The following is a 14026-nucleotide window of genomic DNA, read 5'->3' as shown; positions in this document are numbered from 1 at the left end:
TAACCAATGGAATGCAATATAAGTTACCCACAATTCCCCAACAGTTTGTGGATAAAGCACCGGAAAATGCAAAGAAAACAGAAACTAAAAAGAACGCTGACCCAATTTGAAGACCATTGGATCAAACCATGAAAAATCTTCACATGTTTATTTATGGACGGAGACCCAAACTTTCCAATTGCTGTATTACCGCTACTGGATAGTTTGCCTGAATAAAGCTAATATAATTGGCGGCAGCGGCCGACGCTCCAGCCGATAGCCGTTCATATTTTCGGTTACGGGATTCCCGCCTTTCACAGCGGCCACATTAACGCCACAGGCATTATGCAGGCTTAAGGGGATGGCTGGATTGGTATAGTCCACCAGAAGCAGCTTGTGGTTTGGCTGATAGGTGTCATGGTGGCTTTGGGGCGCGTGCGAACTGTTGAAACCCGGACGTACGGTCACGTCGTGCAGGCTAAGTACCCAAATAGATAAAATTAGTCACTACGTAACATTACGTTAGCACATATTACTTTATGCTATTGGCTTATTATTCAATGATTTTGTCGGGTTATTGGTAGTGCATGCGAACCGCTAACAGTAATTTATCGATTCGGGCCGTTTTCTACCAATATGCGCTCGCCGGTGTCGAACGATTGCGCGTATTCCCGTGGTGTCATCCCGAAAAATGATTTGAACGACCGGCTGAAGTACTTAGGGTCATTGAAGCCCACCTGATAAGCAACTTCGCTAATAGTTGAATGGGGCTGGTTTTCCAATAGCTGGGCAGCCTTTCGGAGTCGGATTGAATTGATGAATTCGATGATATTCAAATCGGTAAGTTGTTTTATCTTTTGATACAGCGCGGTGCGGCTTATGCCTACTTTGGTAGCCAATGCATTGACGTTAAACTCGCTTTGGGCCAGGTTATTTTCTATGATTGTTATGATTTTCGATAGCAAATCATGGACTTTTATCGTGGGAGCAGTTGCATGGGGTTCGAGAAGATATTCCCGAATGAATTTCTTGCGTATACGTTCCCTGGTTTGCAGAATATTTGAGATTTTCAATATCAATGCCTCGAAGCTGAAAGGTTTGGTGATATAATCATCGCTGCCCGTTTCCAATGCAGCGATAACGTGTTCGGGGGCGGTTCTAGCCGTCAATAAGACCACTGCGATATGGTTGGTTTCAGCCTCTGATTTTATTTTCTGCAGTAATTCCATTCCATTGCTAACGGGCATCATGACATCGCTGACAACGATATCGGGCTGCGTTTTTTTGATCAATTCCCACGCTTCTGAACCGTTGCATGCCTCAATGACCGCATACTTGCTGCGCAATCCATCGGCGATGAATGCCCTTAATTCTCCGTTATCATCAACGACGAGAATAAGGGGTTTTTCTCCGTTAAGTACCTTGCCAGGAGATTCCTTGATAAGGGAATCTTTTTTAGCAAGATGTTCAGCAGTGGAGAAATTTGCCGCGTCCGGCAAGGATATGGCCGGCTTATCGTTACTTTCGGTAACGATAAGGATCTGTTGGTCAAAATGGCGGTTGCCCGCGGGGAGCGAAACAGTAAAGCGGGTATTAATTTCAGGTACATCTGTTGTCTTTTTGCAAAGATTGCTTTCTACCGTAATGGTACCGCCGTGTAATTTGACGAGACCTTCTGACAAAGCAAGGCCGATGCCTGAGCCGGCCGCTGGCCCCTTTGAATTCTTTATAGAATCATGCGCTTGGTAAAACTTGCCGAAAACAGCATCCAATTTGTCGTCGGGTATTCCGATACCACTGTCTTCTACGATGATTTGGACCAACCCATCGGGATATGCTTCCAAAGGTGCAGTTTTCCTTAACTTCACATGGATATTTCCCCCTTCTGGTGTAAATTTGAATGCATTGGAAAGGAGGTTGAATACCACTTTTTCGAGCTGTTCAGGATCTGCCCATAAGGTTAGCGGTTTGCCCCATTCATTATCGAAGTAGAGGCGGATATGCTTTTCATCGGCATGGTACGCAAAGGTTTCGGTGATTTGGGCAAGAAAACCCACAACTTCGATCCGGTTGACACGGAGCCGCATAAGCCCGCTCTCTTGCTTTCTGAAATCCAGTATCTGATCGACAAGCCTCAGCAATCGCTGCCCATTGCGCTGTGCCGTGCCTAATAGAGCCTTAAAGGTGTCGGGCATGGCCGATTCATCCAATAATCGTTCAATGGGCCCGATAATCAGGGAAAGCGGCGTGCGGAATTCATGGGAAATGTTGGCAAAGAAGTTCAGCTTCTCTTCGTGGATTTCCCGTTGTTTTTCGAGGGCCATATGTTCAACCAATAGCTCATGCTTTAGCTTGTTGCGTACGCTGATGAATTTCAAGCATGCGTAGACAGCTGCTGTTGCCAACAGTACGTAAATCAGATGTGCCCACCAAGTTCGCCAAGGAGGTGGGAGTATGCTGATATGCATCCTCGCTGGAACATCGTTCCAAACCCCATCATTGTTTGCGCCTTTGACTAAGAGTGTGTAATCACCTGCGTTCAGATTGGTATAGCTCGCTATTGGAGCGTCTACATAATTCCATTCATTGTCAAAGCCCTCAAGTTTATAAGCATATTTGTTCTTTTTAGGCATGATGTAATTCAAAACAGCGAATGCTATTGAAAAGACATCTTGATCATGGGTCAATGTAATGGATTTGGTTACGGATATATGTTGGCGCAGTACATCGGTGATACCGGGAACCACTGACTTATTGAAAAGCTTAAAATCTGAAAATATAATTGGAGGCATAAAGGCGTTGACTTTCATACTGTCCGGAGCGAATACGGTGAAACCACGCGCGTTGCCAAAAGCCATGTGGCCATTTTCCAATTTACAAAAAGCACCAAAATTAAATTCATTGCTGTTCAGGCCATCGGTTGAGTTGTAGTTTCTGATTAATCCCGACATGGGATTGAATCGACATAGGCCTGCATTGGTGCTTAACCAGAGATTGCCTAAGTTGTCCTCCAATATTCCAAATATGTTATTGCCGGGTAGACCATTGTCTGTATGATATCGGGTAAATGTACCATCGTGCGGATTATATCGATTCAACCCATCGTTGTAAGTTCCCACCCAAAGGTTTTTTCTGCTGTCTTCAAAAATGCTGATGATGAGATTGCCGCTGATAGTTTTTTTGTCTGCGGGGTCTGACTTAAACACCTTAAACTGGTCAGTACCAAAACGCTTTAGGTTAAGTCCATTTCGGGTACCTACCCAAAGGTTTCCCGCTGAATCTTCGAAAATCGTCCGGATATGGTCTGAACTGATGTGCGGGTATCGAACTGCTTCAAAGCTGTTGGCGTGGCTTTTGCGTTTGATGTTCAAACCACCGCCATAGGTGCCGATATACAGGTCGCCCTGCCTATCTTGGGCGATAGCGTAAATGCGATTGTCGGAAAGGGAATTCGGATTACGCGGATCATGCCTATAGTGTTTGAATGACTGTTTTCCCTTTTCAAGGGCATTAAGACCGCCTTGAAATGTGCCGATCCACAATGTCCCTTCATCATCTTTGAAAAGCGTCTTTACATGATTATGGCTAAGTCCCTTTTTGTCTTTAGGATGATGCTGGAAACTGGTGAATTTCCCCGTTGCTCTATCATAATGATTTAATCCTCCGCCTTCCGTACCGATCCACAAATTGCCGCCTTCATCATGTACAAAAGAACTCACCACGTTATAGCTCAAGCTGTTGATGTTTGGACGATGATCGAAATTATGGAAATTAGGTATATCCGGATCCAAAATATTGACCCCGCCAAAGTAAGTGCCGATCCATATGGATCCCCGGCTATCCTGAAAGATGGGTCTGACGGAATTATTGCTAAGCCCATTGGAATGCTGGTCGGTGTATGTAAAAAACTTGCCATCCTGGTAAAGACTGAGGCCATTGAATGTCCCTAACCAAATATTTCCTCTCCGATCTTCTAGGATGGATCGTATATCATTGTCAGGAAGCGTGTGTTTATCTCCCGCTAGGTGTTTGTAGTAAGTGAATGTTCTTGTTGTTTTATCAAGGATATTGATGCCGCCATTTTTGGTTCCGATCCATAATTTGCCTTTTTCGACCTCGGATATGGTATTGATCCAATTGTCATTCAACGAAACATTTGTTTCGCCTTTAACAAAGTATTCCTTTACAATCAATTTATTGGGGAGTTCTTCGTCGCATATAGCGCTCAGCAGACCATTTTCGGTGCCAAGCCAAAGCACGCCTTCTGAATCTTCGAATAAGCTTCTTACAATGGAAAATATATGTTTGGTAGTACCAATGGTTACCTCGAAAGCGCTTAAAATCAGCTTGGCCCTGGGAACTGCTCCTTCATCGATTTTGAAAAGTCCGCCGTTGCTGGCTATCCAGATATGCCCATGCCTGTCTCCTATAATGGCGTATACTGAAGGCTCATCCTGGTCTGTCGCTGCTGGCGATCCGGGCAATGGGATGTGGGTAAAGTTATCGTATGTACGATTATACAGATTTAGGCCATTGCTGGTACCTATCCACAGCCGTTGGTATTGGTCTTCGAAAATCGCCTGGATAAAATTATCGCTCAGCGAAGTGGTGTCATCAGGTGCATTCCGGTATACGGTGAAATTCCCTGCGTCATATTTGTTCAGTCCATCCCGTGTTCCGACCCAAATCAGCCCTAAGTAATCCTGATTAATGGCGTATACGGTACCCTGCGATAACCCATCGACCACATCAAGATGAGTAAACTTCATGTGGGGATGCTGGGCCGATGTTTCGGACGCCAAAACGCATAATACCAAACAACATAAAATGAAGTTCCTGAACAGCATGGGCTGTGGATATAATTGGTTTACAAATCAGGATAAAAATACAGTTTTATTTTATTACCTGCGACGCCAATCGGGCGTTTTAAATAGAAAAGCCATTTTTTACCCCTTTTTTTGTCAAAAAATGCACTCGCAACTCGTTCAACTTTTTCAATTTTACCCCCTGAAAGAGGGCGGTTTTTCCGCCCGGCCAAGTATAACCATTATCGTCAGCAGTCATCTTTGTACAAGTGCCACTGGCTTCTGGCGACGTGTATAACCAATTCTAGAACTAAATAAGGTAACGATGAAACCACAATTACTGAAAGTATCATTTGGACCCGCACAATCATTCAGTGTTAGGCAGGATTCAGAACCATCTATTAATAATAGGTGGCATTACCATCAGGAGTTGGAACTGATCCATTTCAACCAAGGTGAAGGCATGCAGTTCATTGGGGATAGCATGAGGCGGTTCGACCGTGGTGACATCTTGCTTGTTGGGCCGTACCTTCCGCATCATTGGCGGTTTGATGACCTGTATTTTGAGGAACTCAGCAATGCCCATGTGGATGTCCGGGTAGCTCACTTCAGGGAAGACCTATGGGGAAATTGTTTTTTAAACCTTCCGGAAAACAGGTCGCTGAAAGATATGCTGGAAAAATCGAAAAGAGGCATTAAAGTCAATGGAAACAATAAAGCGGCGATAGCGTCATTGTTGGCGGAAATGCTGAATGCAGATGGGGCAGAACGGCTGATTATCTTAACGCAGATCTTGGTGGAAATTGCGGGAAAAAGCGAGATTGAGCTGCTTTCGTCTGTCGGATTCCAGTCAACGGTGGAGCGGGCGGAAGAGGAGCGGTTAAGGGACGTATATGAATATTCGTATCGCAATTTCCGGAAAAAGATCCATTTGGATGAAATCGCCGAGGTTGCCAACGTGAGCCCTAATTCCTTCTGCCGGTTCTTTAAATCCCGTACACGTAAAACCTACTCGCAGTTTTTAACCGAAATTAAAGTGGGGCAGGCCTGCAAGCTTCTGATCGAAAACCGACTAAATGTTAAGCAGGTCTGTTTCAGCAGTGGGTTCAATAATTTTACGAGTTTTTACAAGAGCTTTAAGGACATCACTGGCCGGAGTCCGCTTAGCTACCAAAAACAATACGTGAACACGTTATAACCTGCCTAAGACTTGTCAACTCATGAAGCTTAGAAAAATCAGTCTACTTGTATATTTTGTACTAGCCTTCCTGGCAACAACCGCTCAGGTTACCTGGGAAGAGGTAATGCCCGGTATTTGGAAAGGAAGCATTGGGGTCCCCGATGCATATAATTTCCAGACAGCGACGGATGCACAGCCGCGTGAGGCGGCCATCAATGCGATGGGTGATGCCCCGTTTCCGATTACGAGGGAAAAGATAACCGCAGTTGTGGTGGATGGCAGAACCTACCTGCGCCTTCCGCTTGAGAAAGGCGAGCAACTGTATGGTTTCGGATTGAACTTCCAAAGTGTCCATCAGCGCGGAAAGGTACTGCACTTGCATGTAGATCATTATGGCGGCAAGGACAATGGCCGTACGCATGCACCGGTTCCATTCTACGTGTCATCAAAGGGATATGGGGTGTTCATCAACGCAGCACGTTACATAACCGTGTATGCAGGCACTGCGGTTCGGCTGGATAGTGATGATTTTCCGGAGGTAAAAGATCGAAATACGGATAAAAGCTGGTCTTCGCGGCCCTATTCCGATGCGGTGGAATTGCTGGTGCCTGCTGCGGGGGTAGAATTTTATGTTTTCGCGGGTCCTTCGCCGCTTGAGGCCGTAAGCCGCTTCAATTTATTCAATGGTGGTGGCTGTTTGCCGCCACGGTGGGGCCTGGGTTTCACACAACGGGTCCGAACACTGTATACGGCGGAAGACGTGGCCGAAGAAGTACAGACCTTTGCTGACAAGGGATTTCCCCTCGATTTCGTAGGACTTGAACCGGGTTGGCAAAGCAAAGCGTATCCATGTACGTTCGAATGGGATACCGGGCGTTTCCCTAATCCGGAGCGATTTGTTAACGATATGCTTAACAGAGGCATCAGGATTAATCTCTGGACCAATCCCTACGTGTCCCCCCAATCGCCCATATATAAGTCAATACTGCCGTTTACCGGGTCACATACGGTATGGCTGGGAGCTGTTCCGGATTTTACCGTTGCGGGGGCAAGAACCCTGTTCTTTGACCAATTGAGGAAAAGTCAAATAGCCATCGGTGTGAGTGGCTACAAGTTTGACGAGGTTGACGGCTATGACCATTACCTGTGGCCTGATGTGGCTGCGTTCCCTTCCGGGAAAAGTGCTGAACAAATGCGCCAAACCTATGGCTTGTTGATACAACGGTATAGCACAGCGCTCTTCCGGGAACGCAATCAACGGACATTCGGCCTTGTCCGGGCATCCAATGCCGGAGGAGTGTCTTACCCGTATGTGATTTATAACGACTATTATAACCACGAAGATTTTATAACGGCGTTGATCAATAGTGGATTCTCAGGAGTGCTATGGACACCCGAAGTGCGCGCTTCAAAATCTGCTGAGGAATGGCTAAGACGCATGCAGTCTGTTGTGTTTTCGCCCATGGCTATGATTAATGCCTGGTCAAGTAGCACCAAACCCTGGTCTTACCCTGAAGTGGAAAGCGGGGTCAAGGAAATGGCGCTGCTGCGCATGCGCATGATGCCGTATTGGTACAGCGAATTTGCGAAATACCATTTTGAGGGAATACCTCCTTTCAGGGCCATGAACCTGGAACCAGGTTTCCATTCGGAGGTCGCTGAAGAGCGGAAATCTGCCGATCTGGAGGAAAATCCCTATGCTGAGGCAGTGAGCAAAGAAGTTAAAGATCAATACATGGCGGGACAATACCTTTTGGTAGCACCCATGTTTGCGGGCAAACCGACTCGGACAGTGATTTTGCCGAAAGGCCGGTGGTTTGATTTCTATACCGGTGAATACGTTGGCAATGGCGAAGTGATTTCCGTGACCCCAGGCTTAGACCGGATACCTGTTTATGTAAAAGACGGGGGTATCGTCCCGTTCGGCCCTGCACTGATGCACGCACCCAAGCCGAACGAAAAAATCGATTTGGAAGTCAGGTATTATGGAGATAAACCGGGAAACTATAGGCTGTATGATGACGACGGAGAAACCTATGACTACGAAAGAGGAAGGTACACGTTCCGTGAAATACGGATAGCCAAACAGAACAATGGCACATTGAAAGCCAGTATTTCACCACCCGAGCAAGGCAAACCCAACACGATTGCGTCTGTCAAATTCATCGCAATGACGAAATAAGCTGAGATCCATGAAGGCGGAAATTTATATCATCTGGTTACTTCTTGCTATACTCCCTAGCGGTATGGCACGTGGTAGTTTGGACGGTGGCGACGCTACCGATATCTACGAAAAAGCAGCAGCGCGCCTGAAAAGGCAAGTGTTGCTCGAGGCCGAGCGAGCCGCTCAGGAACCACCTGTCACCATAACGGCATGCCGTTCCTCCAGAAGTGCGGGCGGAAAGCATGATTTTTACTCCGAAGGCGATTATTGGTGGCCCAATCCCGAAGATCCCGAAGGGCCCTATATTCAACGGGATGGTCTGACCAACCCAGATAATTTTGTGGAACATCGCTTAGCGTTGATCCGCCTCAGCGGGATAATCGGAGCATTGGCATCTGCTTATAAACTGACAGGAGATGAAAAATATGTGCGTGCTGCGATTCCGCATTTGATGGCTTGGTTTATCGATTCTGATACCCGCATGAACCCCTCGTTATTGTATGCACAGGCGATCAAAGGGCGGTTTACGGGACGCGGTATCGGTATCATCGACACCGTACACCTTATAGAGGTGGCACAGGGGATTTTAGTGATGGAAGCTGCTATGGGTACTACGTTATCCGCTTCCATTAAACAGTGGTTTGAAGCCTACTTGGACTGGCTAATGACCCACCCTTATGGCCAAGCAGAGATGAATGCAGAAAACAATCACGGCACATGTTTCGTTCTGCAGGTTGCTTCCTTTGCCACATTGACCGGAAACGCTGAGCTATTGTCCTTTTGCAAGGACCGGTTCAAGTCCGTGTTGCTGCCAAACCAAATGGCAGTAGATGGCAGTTTCCCACGGGAAATTAACCGAACCAAGCCTTACGGATATTCCATATTCAACCTTGATGCAATGGCTGCGATTTGCCAGATATTGGCATCGCCGGAAGACAATCTATGGAAATACGTAACGCCAGATGGTAAATCCATCGGTAAAGGGATTGCTTACCTGTTCCCTTTTATCAGGGATAAAGCGGAGTGGCCGTTTCCATCGGATGTAATGTACTGGGATAATTGGCCAGTCGCTCAGCCATTTTTGCTGTTTGGAGCTTGTGCTTTCGGAAACGACAGGTGGTTCAGGACCTGGAGGAAGCTTGAACATCAGCCCGAGGTTGATGAAGTCATCCGGAACCTCCCGATTAAGCACCCGTTGATTTGGATAAATTAAATACAGAACCATACATAGATTACTGATTTTCTCTTCGTTGTTTTATGAAATACTCGAAACTGCCCTTTGCCGCTGTTGTTGTCCTTCATTTCCTTGCCGGTTGTGCGGCCCACTTCCCCGTGGATGAGCGTATCAGCAAAGCGGAGTCCCAAACCAATCTGATGCTGGAAACGATCAGCGCCATGAAAAAAGAGCAAGCGCAGACGAATTTAGTGGCACCACGCACAATGGAAGACGGTCAATTGAAACTTGTCCCTTCCCGGGACTGGACAAGTGGTTTTTTCGCGGGCTGCCTTTGGTATTTATATGAACTGACCAACAAGGAAGCCTGGCGGGAGCACGCCATAGCTTATACCAGCGAGATTGAAAAGGAAAAATTCAACGCAGGTACGCATGATATGGGCTTCAAAATCAATAGTAGTTTTGGAAATGCTTATCGGCTTACCGGCAATTCGCAATATCGGGATATCATCATCAAGGCCGCTCAAACATTGTCCACTCGCTTCAATGCAAAAGTGGGCGCCATCCGTTCCTGGGATCACAATCAGGATAAATGGAGTTTCCCCGTCATTATCGACAACCTCATGAATCTGGAGTTGCTGTTCGAAGCATCGAAACTTACGGGCGACTCCTCATTCTACAGAATAGCCGTAACACATGCTAATACGACGATGAGAAACCATTTCCGCGAAGATTTCAGCAGTTGGCATGTCATCGATTATGACCCGGCTACCGGAGCGGTTGTACATCGACACACCCATCAGGGATATGCCCACAACTCGTCGTGGACAAGGGGCCAGGCATGGGCATTATATGGTTTTACCATGTGCTACCGCGAAACCAGCGATCCGCGCTACTTGCATCATGCAGAAAAGATAGCGGCATATATGCTCAATCATCCCAACATGCCCGACGACCTGATACCCTACTGGGATTTCGATGCGCCCGGCATTCCTGCCGAGCCAAGGGACGCATCAGCTGCTGCAATCATTGCATCAGCGCTATATGAATTAAGCACGTTCAGTGACAATAGCAACGAATACTGTGCAAAGGCGGATACCATCATGATGAACATTGCGCTTACCTATGCTTCTAAGCCCGGCAGCAACAGCGGCTTTATTTTAGGGCATAGTACGGGTTCCAAACCATCCGGTAGCGAGGTGGATGTACCGATCATCTATGCCGACTATTATTATTTGGAAGCTATTATCCGCGCAGCAATGGAGAAGGAGTGAGAGGGTCGGCGATTTTGCCAAGGAAGCTTACTATCAAGCTAATATGCGATATAAATATGGGGTTTATTACGTGTACTTTAGTGAAATGGAAATTTGGAATAATGATCAATAAACCTTAACGAATGCTTATGAATGATGAATTTACTTAGCCTGATCGAAAGATCCTGAATCAATTATATTTAACCAATTATTAAACTTAATCTAAAAATTTAAGGTATTGCTATGAAAATTCTTTCACTTCATTGTAAAATGGGTGTGGGCCTGTGTATGCTTGTTTTTTGCGGACATAGTTCTTTTTCGCTGCACGATAGCACAAAGAGATTCGACGATAGGCCAGCCCAGACCGTAAGATTTGGGGCCAACAATCCGCCGTTACAGCAAGAGATCAGGGGCACAGTTACAGACGCAGATGGACCAATGCCCGGCGTTTCTGTAACGGTGAAGAACAGTCCGAATATCGGAACCACAACCGATTTAAATGGCAAATTCTTTTTGGAGGCACCGAACGAAGATGCAATCCTTGTGTTTTCAATGGTCGGTTTCGAAACCCAAGAAATCCCAATAAAGGGTACGGACATTATCGACGTTGAACTTAAAGTATCTGATAATCAGTTGGATGAAGCGGTAGTTGTCGCTTTTGGTACACAAAAGAAAGAATCGGTAATCGGTTCGATTACTACCATTAATCCCAAAGAACTCAAGGTACCTTCCAGCAACCTGACTACGGCATTGGCGGGACGCTTGGCCGGCATCATCGCCTATCAACGCAGTGGCGAACCGGGCCGTGACAATGCCGAATTTTTCATCCGCGGGGCCACAACATTTGGATACAAAGCATCACCACTTATCCTGATCGATAACATGGAATATACGACAACTGATCTGGCAAGGTTACAGCCGGACGACATCGAAAGTTTTTCCATCATGAAAGACGCGGCCTCCAGTGCACTATACGGCGCAAAAGGGGCAAATGGCGTAATCTTGGTGACTACGAAAAAGGGCGTCGCGGGTAAGCCAAGAATAAACGTGCGTTACGAAAATTCCATTTCCTCACCCACTCAAAACTTGGAGTTTGCGGATCCCATTACGTACATGCAGCTGCACAATGAAGCATATGTAACAAGGGAACCGCTTACACCGATCCCTTATTCGAGGAGCAAGATCGACAACACGATAGCGGGTACTAACCCTGTTGCGTTTCCAACCGTCAACTGGCAGGATGAATTGTTGAGGAAGTCGACAATCAATCAGAGACTGAATTTCAACCTGAGCGGCGGTGGGCAGGTAGCCACTTATTACGTAGCGGCAACCATGAACCAAGACAATGGCATTTTGAAGCAAGATTCGCGAAATCACTTTGATAACAACATCAAACTGATTAGCTACAACTTGCGGTCAAATGTAGAGCTCAATGTATCTAAGTCGAGCAAGGTAACCGTCTTCCTCAACGGAAACTTTGACGATTATAACGGACCACTCGATGAGGGACAGGGAATGTATCGTAAAATCATGCGTTCTAATCCTGCTATGTTCCTGCCATACTATCCTGCCGAGTATGGCACTTCCAAGCATATCATGTTTGGTAATGCTGATCAAGGGCGGTACCTCAACCCTTATGCCGATATGGTGCAAGGTTTTAAAGAGTCTGCACGGTCACTGATGGTTGCGCAGCTTGAACTGAAACAGGACCTGGCTTTTTTGACTTCCGGCCTTTCACTGAATGCAATGACCAACATCAACCGCACGGCCTTCTTTGACCTTCGTCGATCATATGTGCCATTTTATTACCAAATCGGGTTCTATGACAAACTTGCCGATGCAGTGACGATCAGCCCGATCAACCCGGATACGGGTACGGATTTCTTGAATTACATACCAGGTGACAAGGAAGTCGCATCGGTCTTTCATTTTCAGTCGGCGCTCAACTATAATCGGACTTTCGGCGAAAAACATACCGTGGGAGCGATGACGGTATTGATTATGAATTCCAGGTTGGACGGGAATGCGGATAATTTACAAGCCGCCTTGCCATCACGCAATCTGGGAGTATCCGGTAGATTCACTTATGGATATGACAGTCGGTACTTCTTTGAAGCCAACTTCGGCTACAATGGTTCCGAACGCTTTTATCGGACCGAACGATATGGTTTTTTCCCGTCGGCAGGTCTGGCTTGGCAAATTTCTAATGAACCTTTCTTCAAACCGCTGGCAAGTACCATTACCAACTTGAAAATCAGGGGCAACATCGGTTTGGTGGGCCAAGACGCGATTGGTGATAAGGATGACCGGTTCTTTTATTTATCCAATGTAAACATGTTTGAAGAAGAAAATGGAGCCTCCTTTGGAACCGACGGAGGATACAGCCGTTCGGGAATTTCGGTAAGCCGTTACGAAAACTTAGGCATTACGTGGGAAACTTCGCTGAATAGTACGTTCGGATTGGAATTTAGCCTGTGGAATAAGCTGAATGTCATCGCCGAATATTTTACGGATAATCGCTATAACATTTTGATGGATAGGGCGTCTATTCCGAGAACCATGGGATTACAGGGCGATATACCCAAGGCCAATGTAGGTAAGGCCCGGTCAAAATCATTTGAACTTCAAATGGACTACAGCCATTCCTTCATGAATGGATTATACCTTGGGGCGAGGGCCAACCTGACGTATGCTCGGAATTTCTATAACGCCTATGAAGAACCACTGTATGAAGAGCCTTGGCTATACCGGGTCGGCCACCCAACAGCGCAGGAGTGGGGCTACATTGCTGAACGCCTGTTCGTGGATGACGAAGAGGTGAGAAGCTCACCCACGCAATCGTTCGGAAGCTTCCGCACCATGGGAGGGGATATCAAATTCAGGGACGTCAATGGTGACGGGCAGATATCGCCATTGGATATGGTGCCGATAGGCCACCCCACACGGCCTGAACTTATTTGGGGCACACAGTTGACCGCTACCTATAAGGGCGTGGACATCTCCGCATTCATCCAGGGGTCCGCGCAATCATCATTCTTTATTGACGTAGCGCAGACCTCGCCATTCGTACCCTACACGTACAGCGGTGAATCGTTTCCAGCGGGCACCATCCTACAGAATCAACTGTTAAAAGCTTATGCAGACAATCATTGGTCGGAAGAAAATAGGGACTTGTATGCACTATGGCCACGGCTGAGTCCGGTGCTCAACGAAAACAGCGCACAGAACAACACATGGTTCATGCGTGACGGCGCTTTCGTCCGCCTAAAACAGGTTGAATTAGGATACACATTTCCTCAACATCTGATGGAGCATATCCGGGTGTCAAATCTCCGTATTTACGGTACGGTAAACAATGCGTATACCTGGAGTAAGTTTAAGTTGTGGGACATCGAGATGGGTGGAGAAGGGTTGGGTTACCCGGTACAGCGGGTGTTTAATTTCGGTGTACAGATAGGTCTCTAAAGCAAA

8 protein-coding genes are annotated in these 14026 nt (G+C 46.7%); 6 read left to right on the top strand and 2 right to left on the bottom strand.

The window, feature by feature from the left end; all coding sequences use genetic code 11:
* Nucleotides 1–192: 192 nt before the first annotated feature.
* A complete protein-coding gene (locus tag ACMGDE_RS18800) occupies nucleotides 193–447 on the bottom strand; it encodes a hypothetical protein (RefSeq protein ID WP_436834376.1) in 255 nt (84 codons plus the stop codon).
* Nucleotides 448–587: 140 nt separating this feature from the next.
* Entirely contained in the window at nucleotides 588–4748 is a 4161-nt protein-coding gene (locus ACMGDE_RS18795) for a hybrid sensor histidine kinase/response regulator transcription factor (protein WP_436834375.1), read from the bottom strand.
* A 58-nt stretch (nucleotides 4749–4806) separates the two neighbouring features.
* On the opposite strand from ACMGDE_RS18795, the gene ACMGDE_RS18790 reads away from it, so the two are divergent.
* The 6 genes from ACMGDE_RS18790 (at nucleotide 4807) to ACMGDE_RS18765 (ending at nucleotide 14020) form a co-directional block, all read left to right on the top strand.
* Nucleotides 4807–5082 (top strand): hypothetical protein, encoded by a 276-nt coding sequence (locus tag ACMGDE_RS18790; RefSeq protein ID WP_436834374.1) that lies wholly within the window; start codon nucleotides 4807–4809, stop codon nucleotides 5080–5082.
* A gap of 27 nt (nucleotides 5083–5109) precedes the next feature.
* Nucleotides 5110–5982, top strand: a complete 873-nt coding sequence (locus ACMGDE_RS18785) for an AraC family transcriptional regulator (protein WP_436834373.1) — start codon at nucleotides 5110–5112, stop codon at nucleotides 5980–5982.
* A gap of 22 nt (nucleotides 5983–6004) precedes the next feature.
* A complete protein-coding gene (locus ACMGDE_RS18780; protein ID WP_436834372.1) occupies nucleotides 6005–8146 on the top strand; it encodes a glycoside hydrolase family 31 protein in 2142 nt (713 codons plus the stop codon).
* Nucleotides 8147–8210: 64 nt separating this feature from the next.
* Nucleotides 8211–9341, top strand: coding sequence for an alginate lyase family protein (locus ACMGDE_RS18775; protein ID WP_436834371.1), 1131 nt, complete (start codon nucleotides 8211–8213; stop codon nucleotides 9339–9341).
* Between the two features lie 44 nt (nucleotides 9342–9385).
* Complete coding sequence (locus ACMGDE_RS18770) at nucleotides 9386–10576, top strand: glycoside hydrolase family 88 protein (RefSeq protein ID WP_436834370.1); 1191 nt, start codon at nucleotides 9386–9388, stop codon at nucleotides 10574–10576.
* 222 nt (nucleotides 10577–10798) lie between these two features.
* The gene (locus tag ACMGDE_RS18765) at nucleotides 10799–14020 is read left to right on the top strand and encodes a SusC/RagA family TonB-linked outer membrane protein (RefSeq protein ID WP_436834369.1); all 3222 of its coding nucleotides are present in this window, start codon (nucleotides 10799–10801) and stop codon (nucleotides 14018–14020) included.
* The last annotated feature ends 6 nt before the right edge of the window (nucleotides 14021–14026 follow it).

This window comes from Parapedobacter brassicae (assembly GCF_051400755.1).
Classification (GTDB): Bacteria; Bacteroidota; Bacteroidia; order Sphingobacteriales; family Sphingobacteriaceae; genus Parapedobacter.
The sequence above is the reverse complement of the archived record's forward strand: the minus strand, read 5'-3'. Positions and strand labels throughout refer to the sequence as shown.